This window comes from Paucibacter soli (assembly GCF_037482845.1).
Lineage (GTDB): Bacteria > Pseudomonadota > Gammaproteobacteria > Burkholderiales > Burkholderiaceae_C > Paucibacter_B > Paucibacter_B soli.
On sequence record NZ_JBBHJW010000001.1, the window covers coordinates 612,419 to 627,079 of the forward strand.

Below are 14,661 nucleotides of genomic sequence, written 5' to 3' on the forward strand. Positions count from 1 at the left end.
AATGCGCCGCAAGATGGTACAAGCGCAGCCTGCCTGGCTAGACCTTGAAGTACCAGCCGCGACGGTCGAGCCAACGGACGATCAGCGCCCAGACGGCCACGAACAGCAGCGCAAAGGCAAGCGATGCCATGCTCGGTCCGGCGAGCTCGCCCAGCCAGTCGAAACCATGGGCATAGAGCGGCGCCATCCAGCCCAGACCTTCCAGCAGCACCGTGCACATCCAGGCGCCCGCATAGGCGGCAATCGCATTCACGCCGAAGGCCCGCCCCAGCGGGCGGCATTGCAGACGGTCCACCAGCTGGTGGGCCAGCAGCAGGGCCGCGGTGGCCCAGCCGCCGGTCCACAGCACGAAGCTGGGGGTCCAGAGCTGCTTGTTCCAGGGCAGCCATGGCGTGAGCAATGCTCCCAGCAGCAAGCAGCCGGCGGCCAGCCAGCACAGCTCGCGGCGCGCGCCGCGGCGCAGCCAAGCGCCGGCGCGCAGGCCCAGCAAGGTGGTGGCCAGCGCGCCGAGGGTGCTGAGCAGACCTTCCGGGTCATGTGCGCGGCCCGTGCCGGCATCCCACTCGTAGGCAAAGCGCCCCAGCAACTGCGTGTCCAGCCGGGACGCGATATTGCCGACCTTGCTGAGATCGCCGCCGGCCAGCAGCAAGCCGCCATAGCCCAGCAGCAGGGCCAGCAGCACGGCCCACTGCGCCCTGGCCGAGCGCCAGCCACAGGCCAGCAGCGCGGCCAAGCCGAAGCACAGGGCAATGCGCTGCAGGACACCCGTCACGCGGAACTCGGGCTTGTGCATCAACCACCAGGCCAGCAGGTGCAGCAGCAGGCCCAGCGCCATGATGCGGCCGGCACGCTGCAGGGCACCGCGCAGCAGTGGCACCGGCGGCGCGCCCGCGTCCAGACGCGGCCCCAGCGCCAGCGCCAGCGAGACGCCAACGATGAAGAGGAAGAAGGGAAAGATCAGGTCGGTGGGCGTGCAGCCATGCCACTCGGCATGCTCCAGCGGCCAGAACACATGGCCCCAATCACCGGGGTTGTTGACAAGCAGCATCGCTGCCACCGTCAGGCCTCGCAGGGCGTCCACCGACGCCAGACGCTGCTGTTGCTGATGCATGAGGGCGGGCCTCCTCTGACCCGGAATCAGAAGTCGCAGGGGCTGGCCAGCGCGGGCGTTGCAGCGGGCACCGTGTCCACCCGCGCCTGGCCGGCCGCGCGATAGGCCGCCACTGCCGCCTCCACCTCGGCCGGGCTCAACAGCTCCTTGCGCGCATGGAACACCCAGTCCACGTCCTGCTCGTAGACGCGCGGCTCGGCGCTGCTGGGCAAGAGCCCGCCGGGGGAAAACCAGAGATTGAAGTTGATAGACATCGGCGACACGGGAACGTTGCGCCCGCCATGCCGGGCGATCTGGCGCCCGTCCAGGAACAGCCGCACCTGGCCGTCGGCCACCTGCATCATCAGCTGATGCCAGCCCTGCAGGCTGCCGGATTCCTCATGCGCCTGGTTGTAGCTCTTCCAGGGATTGAGCTGCACGGTCTGCCAGGCGATGCCATAGAGCCGCGTCTGCGTGCTGCCCCAGCCGCCATTGGGCAGGTATTCCCAGTCCATCTCGCTGAACTCGGGGTCGTGGTCGAAGCGCAGCGGCGTGACCGTGTAGAAGGTCTGGATGATGGGGTCGCCATCGCTGCCCTGCGTTGGCGCATCGCTGAAGCGCACCCGCGCGGCATAGGTGCCCTCCAGGTATTTGCGCTGGTGGCAGAGCTGGGCCTGGTAGGTGCCCACGCCGCTGCCATCGGTGCTGGCGCGCAGGCGCAGCAGGCGATTGCCTTGTTGCGCCGGGTCGGCCAGCAGGCGCAGCTGTTGCTCGCTCCAGTTCGCGCCCTCCACGCCCGGGTGGCCGGCCTGGGTACGCGGGGTCCAGCCGCCGGCACGCAGTTGCTGCAGATCGGCGTAGCTGAAATCGTCAAAAAAGCGCTCCGCCGCCCATGCGGGGGCGGCAGCCAGCGCCAGGCCCGTGACCAGCAGCGAGAGCGTGTACATGGCTCAGCTGCTGGTGGCGGGCGTGCCCACGGCGGCCTGGGGCGGCTCGGCCGCCGCCGGAATCTTCACGAAGAACATCAGCACGAGGGCCGGCAGGCCGCAGGCGATGGTCCAGAGGAAAAAACTCTGGTAACCCAGCGCCAGCTGGATGTCGCCGCTGATGGTCTTGGAAAAGATGAAGCCCAGCTGCATCACGCCCGAGCCCAGCGCGTAATGCGCGGTCTGGTACCTGCCCGGCGCCACCGCCTGCATGATGTAGAGAATCATGCCGACGAAGCCGAAGCCATAGCCGAACATCTCCACGCTGATGGCCGCGCCGATATGGAACAGATCGGCGGGCAGGCTGGCGCTGAGGTAGTAGAACACCGCGTTGGGCACCGCCATCGCCAGGATCAGCACGGGCATGGCGCGCCTGAGGCTCAGCCAGGAGGTGAAATAACCGCCCAGAATGCTGCCCACCAGAAAGGCCGCCGTGCCCGCCGTGCCATAGATGCCGCCCACCTGCTCGGTGCTGAGCCCCAGCCCGCCATGTTCGCGCGGCTCGATCAGGAACAGCGGGCCTATGGTCTGCACCTGCCCCTCGCCGAAGCGGAACAAGACGATGAAGAGGATCGCCAGCCAGATGCCGGGCTTCTTGAGGAAATCCGCCACCACTTCCCTGAGCGTGGCGAACACGCTGCGCACCGTCAGGTCCGCATGCTCGGTATTGAGCGTGCCCGGCAGCGCGTAGGCGTTGTAGCCTGCCAGCAAGGCCAGCAAGAGGGCCAGCGCGGCGAAGATGATGGACCAGGCATTGAACACCCCCAGGCTCTTCTCCAGATGCCCGGCCAGCACAAGCAGGCCGCCCAGGGTGAGGAACTTGGAGGCGTTGAAGAACGCGCCCTGCCAGCCCGCATAGGCCGCCTGCTTCTTGCTGTCCAGGGCCGCCATATACAAGCCATCGCAGGCGATATCGTGCGTGGCCGAGGCATAGGCCAGCAGAAACAGCACCGCGATGCTGGCCGCGAAGTACATCGGCAGCTGCAGCGCCAGCGCCATCAGGCCCAGGCCCGCGCTGCCGGTGAACTGCATCGCCACCACGATCAGCTTCTTGCTGCGCGCCAGTTCCAGGAAGGGGCTCCACAGCGGCTTGAAGGCCCAGGCCAGGCCCAGGAGCCCGGTCCAGCGCGCGATCTGGTCATTGGCCACGCCCATGTTCTTGAACATCAGCCCGGCGATCAACATCACCACGAAGAACTGCATGCCCTGCACAAAGTACAGGCTGGGGATCCAGCGCATCGGCGATCGGTTGGGGCTGCTGGACATGCGGGTCTCCTGGGGAAGCTTTGCTAGACGTTCAGTTCAGTGTCACGGGGGACCGCGCCGTGGACGGGGCCCGGCCTTCCAGCCATTGCTTCAGCCCCTCCAGGGCGCCATCGGCATAACCCCAGGTGATCACGGTCGGTGCGGGCACATCCAGAGCCTGGAAGGGATTCCAGAGCACCAGGTGCAGATCGGGGCGCCAGGCCTGCGCCTGAGCCTCGTAGCGGGCACGCTGGGTGGAGGCAACGATGGTCTTGCGGCCGTCCTTGGGCACCTGGGCCCAGTCCAATGCGGCGATGTCCGGCAGCACCAGCACCTCGGCATCGGCAAAGCCATCGAACAAGGCAGCCACCTGGGCGCCGGTCGGGCCGGCCTCGGAGACGCCATCGGTAGGCACCTGACCCTGCACGTACACGCGCAGCGGTGCCTGCAGCGAGGGTGCCTCAGCGCCGCGCAAGAGCGTCAGGCCGCGCGCCCAGGCGCGACGCATCAAGGCGTCGTCGTCTGCGCGTGCCGCGGCGTCGTAGGCGGCATGCTGCACCGGGTAGGCCCGGGCCAGGGCATCCAGACGTGCGCCTGCGCGTTCTCCCTGGGCCAGGGTCAACTCGCCGCTGGCAAAGGCGGCCTCAAGTGCCGCAATGGACTGGCCCTGCTCTGCCAGCGAGCCCTGCGCCAGGATCATGTCGGCCCCGGCCTGCAGCGCCAGCACGGCGGCACGCGCATAGCCATACCGTTCGCAGATGGCCTTCATCATCAGCGCGTCGGTGATCACCACGCCGTCGTAGCCCCATTCCCCGCGCAGGATGCCGCCAAGGACCTTCTTCGAAAGCGTGGCCGGGTGCTCGGGGTCGATCTGCGGGTAGACGATGTGCGCCGTCATCACGGCGGGCGCGGTATCGCGCAGGGCTTTGAACGGGCGCAACTCCAGCGCGTCGAGTTCGGCGCGGCTCTTGTCCACCGTGGGCAGGGCCAGGTGCGAGTCCACATGGGTGTCGCCATGGCCTGGGAAATGCTTGACGCAACAGGCCACGCCCTCGCGCAGCGAGCCGCGCATCCAGGCACCGGCCAGGCGGGTCACATCGTCGGCGTCTTCCGAGAAGCTGCGCTCGGCGATGACCGGATTGGCCGGGTTGTTGTTGATGTCCAGCACCGGCGCAAAGTTCCAGTTGATGCCGATGCTTCTCAGTCCGCGCGCCACCGCCGCGCCGACGCTTTCGGCCAGGGCCTCATCGTCGGCGGCGCCCAGCGCCATCGCCGAAGGCGCCTGGGGCAGAAAGGTCGCACGGACGACCGAGCCGCCCTCCTGGTCGAGGCCGATCAGGGCGTCGGGGCCCATCACCTCGCGCAGATCGCGGGTGAGCTGCTGCACCTCGGCCTCGCTGCCCAGGTTCTTGCGGAACAGGCAGACGGCGCGGATCTGGTGCTGGCGCAAAAAGGCGGCGGTCTCGGCATCCAGGCGCTTGCCCTGGATATCCACCATCACCAAATGGCCGGGATGAAATGCCTTGGACATGGCGCTGTGAACCTCGGTCAATGCGTCTTGGTAACTTTGGCCAGATGGCGCGGCTGGTCAGGATTCAGCCCGCGTGCGCGCGCCAGCGCCTCCACCATGGGGTAGAAGCTCTGCACCGCGGCGATCGCGTCCAGATCCTCGTTGCCGGTGCAGGCCAGCGGCAGCTCGGCACCCGGCGTTCCCTCGGGCGCAGCCAGCAGCACGCGTGCGCCACGGCCGCGCATTTCCTCGGCCAGGCTCAGTAGGCCGGCCTGGGCCGGGCCGCGTGGCGCGAACACCAGGAGCGGATAGCCCTCGTCCACCAGCGCCATGGGGCCATGCTTGACCTCGGCGCCCGAGAAGGCCTCGGCCTGGATGCCGCAGGTTTCCTTGAACTTGAGTGCGGCTTCCATGGCCACCGCCAGGCTGGTGCCGCGGCCGATCACGAACAGGCGGTCGGCATCCTTGAGCGCGTCCACCGCCACATCCCAGCGCTTGGACGCTGCCTGCTCCAAGGCCTGCGGCAGTTGCTGCAGCGCGGCCTGCAGGTCTTCATCTTCGCTCCAGGCGGCCACCACGCGGGCGCCGGCCACCAACTGGGCGATATAGCTCTTGGTGGCGGCCACGCTCTGCTCCACGCCGGCGTGCAGCGGGAACACATGCTCGGCGGCCTCGGCCAGCGGCGAGCCCTCGGCATTCACGAACGCGACAGTGCGGGCGCCGCCGGCGCGGAAGAACTTGGTCGGCGCCACCAGGTCGGGGCTCTGGCCCGATTGCGAGAAGGCCAGCGAGACCAGGCCTTCGCAGGCTATTCTGCTTTGGTACAGCGTCACCAGCGACATCGGCAGCGAGGTCACCAGGCGGCCCAGACGCGCCATCATCAGATAGGCCATGTAGTGCGCCGCATGGTCCGAGCTGCCGCGCGCCACCGTCAGCAGCGAGGTCGGCGGCTGCTCGCGCAGCGACTTGCCAAGGGCGGCATAAGCATTTTGATCAGCGGCCAGTTGGCGCGCCACCACGGTCGGAGCGCTCAGGCACTCCTCATACATTCGCGAGGTCAATCTCTTCCCCTTCAACGACCACGCGTTGCAACTGCAAGTCACGGTCCATCACCACCAGATCCGCCCAGGCGCCCACGGCCAGCTGGCCACGCTCGCTCAAGCCCATGTATTCGGCCGCATAGCTCGAGACGCGCCGCGACGCGTCCGCAAGCTCCAGCCCCAGCTCCACCAGATTGCGCAGCGCCTGATCCATCGTCAGCGTGCTGCCGGCCAGGGTGCCGTCGGGCAGGCGCACGCCGCCCATGCACTTGGTGACGGTGTGGCGGCCCAGCTGGTAATCGCCGTCGGGCATGCCGGCGGCGGCGGTCGAATCGGTGACGCAGAACATGCAGGGGATGGCGCGCAGCGCCACTTTCACGGCGCCCTCATGCACATGCAGCAGGTCCGGGATGATCTCGGCATAGCGCGCATGCGCCAGCGCCGCGCCCACCATGCCGGGCTCGCGGTGGTGCAGGCCGGTCATCGCATTGAAGAGATGGGTAAAGCCGCCAGCACCGCGCTCGAGCGCGGCCACGCCGTCTTCGTAGGTGCCCAGGGTGTGGCCGATCTGTACCTGGAAGCCGGCCGCGCGCAGCGCCGTGATCAGTTCCAGATTGCCGGGCAGCTCGGGCGCCAGCGTAATCAGCTTGATAGGCGCCAGCGCGTTCAGCGCCTGGATTTCCTCGATGCTGGCGGGCTTGGCAAAGTCGGGCTGGGCGCCCAGCTTGCCGGGGTTGATGTAAGGGCCCTCGAGGTGCACGCCGAGGATGCGCGCGCCCTGCGAGACGCGGCCATGGCAGGCCGGGCCGAGCGCGGCCAGCGCGCTGCGGATCTCGTCCAGCGGCGCCGTCATGGTGGTGGCCAGCAAGGCCGTGGTGCCATGGCGCACATGCAGACGCGCAATCTGCGCGGCGGCATCGCCGCCTTCCATGGTGTCGCGCCCGCCGCCGCCATGCACGTGAATGTCGATGAAGCCGGGCAGCAGCAGCGGCAAGTCCTGCTTGCCGTTGCGCACCTCGGACTCGCTGACCGCCTCGCCCGTGATGCGCGTGATGCGCCCATCGGTCTGCTCCAGCGCGCCACGGACGAAGCCCTGCGGCGTCAGAACAAACCCTTCAACCTTGCTCATCCCTCACGCCTCATCTCCGCCACGAAATCGTAGTAATCGCTGCGGCAATACGAATGGGTCAGCTCCACCGCCTGACCCGACTCCAGATAGCCCACCCGCGTGATGAACAAGACCGCCTGGCCGACCGGAATTTCCAGCAGGCCGGCCAGTTTCGTGTCCGCATTGATGGCACGTATATGTTGCAGCGCGCGCGCCGGTGCGCCCGCGCCCTGCGAGAGATGCTCGTAGAGCGAGCTGTCCACCGCCTCGGGGTCGGGCAGCACCGCCTCCGGCAGGACGCTGACTTCATAGGCCATGACGACGCGATCGGCCAGGCGCAGGCGCTCCAGGCGCGCCACGCGCTGCCCCGTCACCAGGCCCAGCGAGAGCTGCTCGTCGGGTGCGGCCATCGCAAAGCCGCGCAGCAGCCAGCGCGAGCTGGGCTGGAAGCCGCGCTGGTGCAGCTCCTCCGAGAAGCTGGTGAGGCGCGAGAGCGGCTGCTCCAGCTTGGGCGCGATGTAGTTGCCGCTGCCGCGCTTGCGGATGATCAGCCCCTGCTCCACCAGGCGGTCAATCGCCTTGCGGGCGGTCACGCGCGAAAGGTCCAGCGCCTCGGACAGCACGCGCTCGGAGGGTAGGGCCTCGTCGGCCTGGTATTGGCCCTCGCGGATCGCCTGGGCCAGCTTGTGCGCCAGCTGCATATACAGCGGCGACGCCGCCTCGGCGTCAGGTTTGAATTGGAACGGCAGTTTGGCAATCGACATCACACACCCGGTTCTGAGTTGAGTGCACTGCGTACCAGCAGCAGTGCGCCGTCGGCCGAGTCGCCTAGCGGCTCGACACAACGGGCACGCATATTGCCTGAGAATTTTTCGCGCAAGCGCAGCGCAATGCTGCCGCACAAGGCCAGGGGTAGCTGCTCGCTGGGGTCAAGCGCGCGCGCCAGGTTTTCCAGCTCGGCCACCGCCTCGGCCAGGAAGGCCCGGGCCACGTCGTCGTCGGCCGCGGCCTCGAACACCAGCGGCGCGAGCCTGGCATAGCCATGCTGGCCGGCCTTGGCGCACCAGGCCAGGATGGTGTTGCGGTCTTGCCCCGCCACCGCCCAGACCGCGCGCGCCAGCGCGCCGGGCGCGGCGCGGCCATCCAGCGCCTGCTGGGCGTGACGCATGGCCTTCAGCCCCAACCAGGCACCGCTGCCCTCGTCGCCGGTGATCCAGCCCCAGCCACTCACATAGGCACGCGAGCCGTCGGCGCACAGGGCCTCGCCCACCGCGCCGGTGCCGGAGGCGATCACGGCGCCGGGCCGGCCGCCATGCGCGCCCAGCACGGTGGTGTAGCCATCGTTGTCCAGGGTCACCAGGGCATAGCCGGGCTGACGGGCATGAAACTCTGCCACGGCCTCGACCAGATTGGCGCCCGAGATGCCCAGGCCGATCGCCACCTCGCCCAGATCCAGCGGCGCCAGGCCGGCCTGCTCGGCCGCCGCGGCGACGGCTTGCTGGATGTGGCGCCAGGCCTGCTCGGCGCCCTGCCCGAGTGCCGACGGGCCGGCTTCGCCCTGACCCAGGGTGCGGCAAGCCAGATCGCTCAAACGCACCCGCGTGCCGGTGCCGCCGCCATCCACGCCGACGAGATAGCGCACCTTGTTCAGGGGCGCCTTGGCGGTGGACAGCTTGGCCGCTGTGGCCTCGGAGTTGGGGCGATTCATGTTAATACCAGTTTAGTACCAAAGACGACAAAGCGTCAATTGGTACGCCACTGGACTTAACCTATCGCAAACCCTCCCCCGCCCAGGCCGGCAAGCTACCAAGTGATGGGCCTGCCTCTTGCCGCCAGCCAGGCGGCCGCCTCGGAAAAATGCCCGCAACCGATGAAGGGTGCAGGCGGGCGCGTGGCCGACAGCGGCGAGGGATGGTTGGCCATGAAGACCAGTTGCGTCGGGCCGGCCGCGGCAATCAAGGGCGCCTTGGCCTGGGCATGGGCGCCCCAGAGCATGAAGACCTTGGGCATGGGGTCGGCGGCGGCGGCGCGTATCAGCGCGTCGGTCAGCGCCTCCCAGCCGCCCGCCTTGCCGCCGATCTTGGCATGGCTGGCGGGCGCGCCGTCTTCCACCGTCAGGCAGGTATTGAGCAAGAGCACGCCCTGCGCGGCCCAGGGGCCGAGATGTGGGCTCATGGGCGGCGGTTGCCCCAGGTCGCGCTGCAGCTCCTTGAAGATATTGCGCAGGCTGGGCGGCAGCTTGTTGCCATCGGGCACCGAGAAGGCCAGGCCCTCGGCCTGACCGGGGCCGTGATAGGGGTCCTGGCCGAGGATCACCACGCGCACCTGGGCCAGCGGCGTGAGGCGTAGCGCGCGCAGCGGATCGGGCGGGTAGATGGCGGCGCCGGCCGCCTCGCGCGCCTGCAGATGCGCCAGCACATCGCGGCCGGCGGGGCTGGCGAGCCAGCTATCCAGCGGCGCCTGCCAGCCAGCGTCGAGACTGGCGCCGCGGATTGCGTCGACCAGCGACATCAAGCGGCGAACAGCTCGGCCAGGGCCGTGCCCGGATCCGGCGCGCGCATAAAGGCCTCGCCCACCAGAAAGGCGTTGACCCCGGCGGCCCGCATGGTCTGCACATCGGTGCGGGCCAGGATGCCGGATTCGGTGACCAGCAGGCGCTCCGCGGGCACGCGGTCCAGCAGGTCCAACGTGGTCTGCAGCGTCACCTCGAAGCTGCGCAGATTGCGGTTGTTGATGCCCAGCAGCGGGGTTTTCAGCCGCAGCAGCGCACGCTCGAGTTCGGCGCCGTCATGCACCTCCACCAGCACGTCCATGCCCAGGCCCAGGGCGCAGGCTTCCAGATCGGCCATCAGCGCGTCGTCGAGGCTGGCGGCGATCAGCAGGATGGCATCCGCCCCCATCGCGCGCGCCTCGTAGACCTGGTATTCGTCCACCAGAAAATCCTTGCGCAGCACCGGCAGGGTGCAGGCCTCGCGCGCCTGCTGCAGATAGGCCACCGAGCCCTGGAAGAAGCGCTCGTCGGTCAGCACGCTCAAGGCAGCAGCGCCGTGGCGCGCATAGCTCTGTGCGATCTCCGCAGGGCGGAAATCCGCGCGCAGCACGCCCTTGCTGGGGCTGGCTTTCTTGATCTCGGCGATCACCGCGCTCTGGCCCGCGGCGATCTTGGCGCGCATGGCGGCCTCGAAGCCGCGCGTGTCAGGCCGCGCCTCGGCCTCCTCGCGCAGGCTGGCGAGCGAGCGGCGCGCCTTGGCGGCGGCCACTTCCTCATGCTTGACGGCGTTGATCTTGTTCAGGATGTCCGACATGATTTTTCTTCAACCCTTCTTCCCCAGCGCCTGGGTGGCGGCCACGAATTGCTCAAGCTTGGTGCGCGCGGCACCGCTGCTGATGGCCTGGCGTGCCTTGGCGATGCCCTCGCCAATGCTGCCCACCACGTTGGCGGCATAGAGCGTGGCGCCGGCGTTCAGCAGCACGATGTCGCGCGCGGCGCCGGGCTCGTCGGCCAGCGCACCCAAGAGCATCACGCGCGACTCTTCCGGGCCGGCCACCTTGAGGCTGCGGTTGCTGACCATGGCCAGGCCAAAGTCCTCGGGGTGGATCTCGTATTCGCGCACCTCGCCGTTCTTCAGCTCGCCCACCAGGGTGGCGGCGCCCAGCGAGATCTCGTCCATGCCGTCCTTGCCGTAGACCACCACCGCATGCTCGGCACCCAGGCGCTGCATCACACGCACCTGTATGCCCACCAGGTCCGGGTGGAACACACCCATCAGGATGTTCTTGGCATCGGCCGGGTTGGTGAGCGGACCCAGGATGTTGAAGATGGTGCGCACGCCCAGCTCGCGCCGCACCGGCGCGATGTTCTTCATGGCCGGATGGTGGTTGGGCGCGAACATGAAGCCTATGCCGGTCTGCAGCACGCTCTCGGCCACCTGGGCCGGCGTCAGCATGATGTTGGCGCCCAGGGCTTCCAGCACATCGGCACTCCCGGTCTTGCTGGAGACGCTGCGGTTGCCATGCTTGGCCACCTGCGCGCCCGCGGCCGCGGCCACGAACATCGAGCAGGTGGAGATGTTGAAGGTATGGGCGCCATCGCCGCCCGTGCCCACCACATCCACCAGATGCGGCGAGGGGGGCACCGGCACCTTGTTGGAGAGCTCGCGCATCACCTGGGCCGCCGCGGTGATCTCGCCTATGGTCTCCTTCTTGACGCGCAGGCCGATCAGCAGCGCCGCCGACATCACCGGCGACATCTCGCCGCTCATGATGCGGCGCATCAGGGTGAGCATCTCGTCGTGGAAGATCTCGCGGTGCTCGATGACGCGGGTCAGGGCTTCGTTGTCGGTGATGGGCATATCAGTCTCCGAAATACGCTTGCATGGCGGCGATGGCGCGATCCACGCCCGCCTCATCCACATCCAGATGGGTCACGAAACGCAGGCGATACAGGCCGGTGGCCAGGATTCCGCGCGCCTTCAGGTGCGGGATCACGCCCGCCGCTTTTTCACCCGCCACATCGACGAACACGATATTCGTCTGCGGCGCCTCCACCGTCACGCCGGGCAGGCCCTGCAGGCCGGCGGCCAGGCGCTGCGCCAGTGCATGGTCCTCGGCCAGGCGCGCCACATGATGGTCCAGCGCATGCTGGGCCGCCGCGGCCAGCATGCCGGCCTGGCGCATGCCGCCGCCGGCCATCTTGCGCCAGCGATGCGCGCGCGCGATGAAGTCGCGGCTGCCGCACAGCACCGAGCCCACCGGCGCGCCCAGGCCCTTGGAGAAGCACACCGAGACGCTGTCGAAATGGCTGCAGATCTGGCGCGCCGCCTGGTAGGGGTCGCCCCCTGCGGCCAGCGCCACGGCGGCATTGAACAGCCGCGCACCATCCAGATGCCGCGACAGGCCTTTGCCCAGCGCCAGGTGCGAGGCCGCCGACAGATAAGCCAGCGGCAGCACCTTGCCGCCGCTGGTGTTCTCCAGCGTCAAGAGCCTTGTGCGCGCGAAATGGGCGTCGTCGGGTTTGATGTTGGCCTCGATGTCGGCCAGGGCCAGCGAGCCATCCGCCTGATGCGGCAGCGGCTGCGGCTGGATCGAGCCCAGCACCGCGGCGCCGCCGCCCTCCCAGCGGTAGGTGTGGGCGAACTGGCCCACCAGGTATTCGTCGCCGCGCTGGCAATGGCTCATCAGCGCGCACAGATTGCTCTGCGTGCCGGTGGGCATGAAGAGCGCGGCCTCAAAGCCCAGGCGCTCGGCTGTTGCGGCCTGCAGCGCGTTGACGCTGGGGTCGTCGCCGAACACATCGTCGCCCAGCGGCGCCGCCAGCATGGCGGCGCGCATCGCGGCGGTCGGGCGAGTGACTGTGTCGCTGCGTAGGTCTACCGTGGTCAAAGCGCCCCCTGCAGGAAGTTCTTCAGCATCGCATGGCCATGCTCGCTGAGGATGGACTCGGGATGGAACTGCACCCCCTCCATCGGCGTGGCCGTGCCGGCGAGCTCGCGGTGGCGCACGCCCATGATCTCGCCGTCCTCGCTGCGCGCGGTGATGTCCAGCACCGCCGGCAGGCTGGCCTCCTCGATCACCAGCGAGTGATAGCGGATGACGCTGAACTCACGCGGCAGGCCCTTGAACACGCCCTGCTGATCGGTGCTGATGGTGCTGGCCTTGCCATGCATCTGGGTCTTGGCGCGCACGATCTTGCCGCCCAGCGCCGCGCCCATGCTTTGATGCCCCAGGCAGACGCCCAGGATGGGCAGCTTGCCCTGGAAGGCCTGGATGGCGCTGACGCAGATGCCGGCCTCGGCGGGCGAGCAGGGGCCGGGGGAGAACACCAGCTGGTCCGGCTTCAGCGCGCCGATCTCCTCGACGCTGATCTCGTCGTTGCGCACCACGCGCACGGAGGCACCCAGCTCGCCGAAGTACTGCACCAGGTTGAAGGTGAAGCTGTCGTAGTTATCGATCATCAACAACATTTCAGAACCCCTCTTCCACCAGTTCAGCGGCACGCAGCAAGGCACGCGCCTTGGCCTCGGTTTCCTTCCACTCCAGTTCGGGCACCGAATCGGCGACGACGCCAGCGGCCGCCGCGACATAGAGGGTCTGATCCTGCACCACGCCCGTGCGGATCGCGATCGCCAGGTCCATGTCGCCAGCAAAGCTGAGGTAACCGCAGGCGCCGCCGTAGATGCCGCGCTTCACCGGTTCCAACTCGTCGATGATCTGCATCGCGCGGATCTTGGGCGCGCCGCTCAGCGTGCCGGCCGGGAAGGCAGCGCGGAGCACATCCATATTGCTGAGCCCATCGCGCAGCGTGCCCTCGACGTTGGAGACGATGTGCATCACATGCGAGTAGCGCTCGATCGCGAACGCGTCGGTCAGCTTGACCGTGCCGGTCTTGGCGATACGACCAATGTCGTTGCGCGCCAGGTCGATCAGCATCAGATGCTCGGCGCGCTCCTTGGGATCGGCCTTGAGCTCGGCTTCCAGGGCCAGGTCTTGCTCGGGCGTGCCGCCGCGCGGCCGCGTGCCGGCCAGCGGCCGTATCGTGACCTGCTGCCCCTCGGGCGTGCGCTCATGCCGAACCAGGATCTCGGGCGAGGCGCCGACGATCTGGAAATCGCCCATGTCGTAGAAGTACATGTAAGGGCTGGGATTGAGCGAACGGAGAGCGCGGTACAGCGACAGCGGCGACTCCGTGTAGCGCTTGCGCAGGCGCTGGCCGAAGACGATCTGCATGCAGTCGCCGGCCGCGATGTATTCCTTGGCCTTGCGCACACCCGCCTCGAAGTCGGCCTTGGCGAACTCGCGCTCCACCGGATGCGCCAGGCCGCGCTTGACCTGCGGGGCGGAGACGCTGTAGCTGAGCTTGTCGCGCAACTCGGTGAGGCGCTTCTTGGCCTTGTGGAAGGCCTCGGGCTGGCCCGGGTCGGCATAGACGATCAGGTAGAGCCGGCCCGAGAGATTGTCGATGACGGCCAGCTCTTCGCATTGCAGCAGCATCACGTCGGGCGTATCCAGGCCGCCGCTCTTCTCGGTCTTGGCCAGCTTGGGCTCGATATAGCGCACCGCGTCGTAGCCGAAGTAACCGGCCAGGCCGCCGCAAAAGCGCGGCATGCCGGGGCGCAGCGCCACCTTGAAGCGCTTTTGATAGGCCTCGATGAAGTCGAGCGGATTGCCCTCATGGGTCTCGACGACCTCGCCGTCGCGCATCACCTCGGTGCGCAGGCCGCTGCTCTTGAGCACGGTACGCGCCGGCAGGCCGATGAAAGAGTAGCGGCCGAAGCGCTCGCCGCCCACCACCGATTCGAGCAAAAAGCTGTGGCGACCCGCATTGCCACCATAGGCGCCGGCGCCGGCGCACAGCTTCAGGTAGAGCGACAGCGGGGTTTCGAGGTCCGCAAAAGCCTCGCTGATGAGGGGGATGCGGTTGTAGCCTTGGGCGGCCAGGCTCTGGAATTCAAGTTCGGTGATCATCACGTGCTCAAACCTTGCGTTTGGAGGCGCAGCAGGCGCGCGCCGTCTCAGGGTTGCCGCGCTGCGGCCACTCCAAGCCTGGTGTGGCTCAAAGCATAAGGTCTTGGATCTCGGCCGGCCAGGACGGGCGGCAGACGGCAAGCAGCGGCAGCGGCTTCAGGCGAAGTCGTGCGGGCGACGCCAGGGCCAGGCTCCCCGGTCGTTCGACCCCTTGATCT

Annotated in this window: 14 protein-coding genes; all 14 read right to left on the reverse strand. The window is 68.2% G+C overall.

What is annotated here, in order from left to right; genetic code table 11:
- Positions 1-37 precede the first annotated feature (37 nt).
- Positions 38-1,111, reverse strand: a complete 1,074-nt coding sequence (locus WG898_RS02890; protein WP_339601238.1) for an acyltransferase family protein — start codon at positions 1,109-1,111, stop codon at positions 38-40.
- Between the two features lie 26 nt (positions 1,112-1,137).
- Entirely contained in the window at positions 1,138-2,037 is a 900-nt protein-coding gene (locus WG898_RS02895; protein ID WP_339601239.1) for a glycoside hydrolase family 16 protein, read from the reverse strand.
- Between the two features lie 3 nt (positions 2,038-2,040).
- Positions 2,041-3,342 (reverse strand): MFS transporter, encoded by a 1,302-nt coding sequence (locus WG898_RS02900; RefSeq protein ID WP_339601240.1) that lies wholly within the window; start codon positions 3,340-3,342, stop codon positions 2,041-2,043.
- A 31-nt stretch (positions 3,343-3,373) separates the two neighbouring features.
- A complete protein-coding gene (gene nagZ, locus WG898_RS02905) occupies positions 3,374-4,852 on the reverse strand; it encodes a beta-N-acetylhexosaminidase (RefSeq protein ID WP_339601241.1) in 1,479 nt (492 codons plus the stop codon).
- Between the two features lie 17 nt (positions 4,853-4,869).
- Complete coding sequence (locus WG898_RS02910) at positions 4,870-5,880, reverse strand: SIS domain-containing protein (protein ID WP_339601242.1); 1,011 nt, start codon at positions 5,878-5,880, stop codon at positions 4,870-4,872.
- The gene (nagA, locus tag WG898_RS02915; protein WP_339601243.1) at positions 5,873-7,000 is read right to left on the reverse strand and encodes an N-acetylglucosamine-6-phosphate deacetylase; all 1,128 of its coding nucleotides are present in this window, start codon (positions 6,998-7,000) and stop codon (positions 5,873-5,875) included. The genes WG898_RS02910 and nagA overlap by 8 nt, the downstream gene beginning before the upstream one ends.
- Positions 6,997-7,743 carry a GntR family transcriptional regulator gene (locus WG898_RS02920; RefSeq protein ID WP_339601244.1) on the reverse strand — a complete coding sequence of 249 codons (747 nt, stop codon included), beginning with the start codon at positions 7,741-7,743 and terminating at the stop codon, positions 6,997-6,999. Before WG898_RS02920 ends, nagA begins: the two co-directional genes overlap by 4 nt.
- Positions 7,743-8,687: a glucosamine kinase nucleotide-binding domain-containing protein gene (locus WG898_RS02925; RefSeq protein WP_339601245.1), complete on the reverse strand. Its 945-nt coding sequence runs from the start codon at positions 8,685-8,687 to the stop codon at positions 7,743-7,745. The genes WG898_RS02920 and WG898_RS02925 overlap by 1 nt, the downstream gene beginning before the upstream one ends.
- Before the next feature lie 95 nt (positions 8,688-8,782).
- Positions 8,783-9,490, reverse strand: coding sequence for a uracil-DNA glycosylase (locus tag WG898_RS02930; protein WP_339601246.1), 708 nt, complete (start codon positions 9,488-9,490; stop codon positions 8,783-8,785).
- Positions 9,490-10,284 carry an indole-3-glycerol phosphate synthase TrpC gene (trpC, locus tag WG898_RS02935; RefSeq protein ID WP_339601247.1) on the reverse strand — a complete coding sequence of 265 codons (795 nt, stop codon included), beginning with the start codon at positions 10,282-10,284 and terminating at the stop codon, positions 9,490-9,492. The genes WG898_RS02930 and trpC overlap by 1 nt, the downstream gene beginning before the upstream one ends.
- Positions 10,285-10,293: 9 nt before the next feature.
- A complete protein-coding gene (gene trpD / locus WG898_RS02940; protein WP_339601248.1) occupies positions 10,294-11,331 on the reverse strand; it encodes an anthranilate phosphoribosyltransferase in 1,038 nt (345 codons plus the stop codon).
- A 1-nt stretch (position 11,332) separates the two neighbouring features.
- Positions 11,333-12,361, reverse strand: a complete 1,029-nt coding sequence (gene ltaE / locus WG898_RS02945; RefSeq protein WP_339601249.1) for a low-specificity L-threonine aldolase — start codon at positions 12,359-12,361, stop codon at positions 11,333-11,335.
- Positions 12,358-12,942 (reverse strand): aminodeoxychorismate/anthranilate synthase component II, encoded by a 585-nt coding sequence (locus WG898_RS02950; RefSeq protein ID WP_339601250.1) that lies wholly within the window; start codon positions 12,940-12,942, stop codon positions 12,358-12,360. The genes ltaE and WG898_RS02950 overlap by 4 nt, the downstream gene beginning before the upstream one ends.
- Position 12,943: 1 nt before the next feature.
- Complete coding sequence (gene trpE / locus WG898_RS02955) at positions 12,944-14,443, reverse strand: anthranilate synthase component I (RefSeq protein WP_339601251.1); 1,500 nt, start codon at positions 14,441-14,443, stop codon at positions 12,944-12,946.
- Between the last annotated feature and the right edge of the window lie 218 nt (positions 14,444-14,661).

Coding starts and splice junctions, on each gene's coding strand:
- WG898_RS02890 (WP_339601238.1), bottom strand. CDS start 1,111: ATGCATCAGCAACAGCAGCGTCTGGCGTCGGTGGACGCCCTGCGAGGC.
- WG898_RS02895 (WP_339601239.1), bottom strand. CDS start 2,037: ATGTACACGCTCTCGCTGCTGGTCACGGGCCTGGCGCTGGCTGCCGCC.
- WG898_RS02900 (WP_339601240.1), bottom strand. CDS start 3,342: ATGTCCAGCAGCCCCAACCGATCGCCGATGCGCTGGATCCCCAGCCTG.
- nagZ (WP_339601241.1), bottom strand. CDS start 4,852: ATGTCCAAGGCATTTCATCCCGGCCATTTGGTGATGGTGGATATCCAG.
- WG898_RS02910 (WP_339601242.1), bottom strand. CDS start 5,880: ATGTATGAGGAGTGCCTGAGCGCTCCGACCGTGGTGGCGCGCCAACTG.
- nagA (WP_339601243.1), bottom strand. CDS start 7,000: ATGAGCAAGGTTGAAGGGTTTGTTCTGACGCCGCAGGGCTTCGTCCGT.
- WG898_RS02920 (WP_339601244.1), bottom strand. CDS start 7,743: ATGTCGATTGCCAAACTGCCGTTCCAATTCAAACCTGACGCCGAGGCG.
- WG898_RS02925 (WP_339601245.1), bottom strand. CDS start 8,687: ATGAATCGCCCCAACTCCGAGGCCACAGCGGCCAAGCTGTCCACCGCC.
- WG898_RS02930 (WP_339601246.1), bottom strand. CDS start 9,490: ATGTCGCTGGTCGACGCAATCCGCGGCGCCAGTCTCGACGCTGGCTGG.
- trpC (WP_339601247.1), bottom strand. CDS start 10,284: ATGTCGGACATCCTGAACAAGATCAACGCCGTCAAGCATGAGGAAGTG.
- trpD (WP_339601248.1), bottom strand. CDS start 11,331: ATGCCCATCACCGACAACGAAGCCCTGACCCGCGTCATCGAGCACCGC.
- WG898_RS02950 (WP_339601250.1), bottom strand. CDS start 12,942: ATGTTGTTGATGATCGATAACTACGACAGCTTCACCTTCAACCTGGTG.
- trpE (WP_339601251.1), bottom strand. CDS start 14,443: ATGATCACCGAACTTGAATTCCAGAGCCTGGCCGCCCAAGGCTACAAC.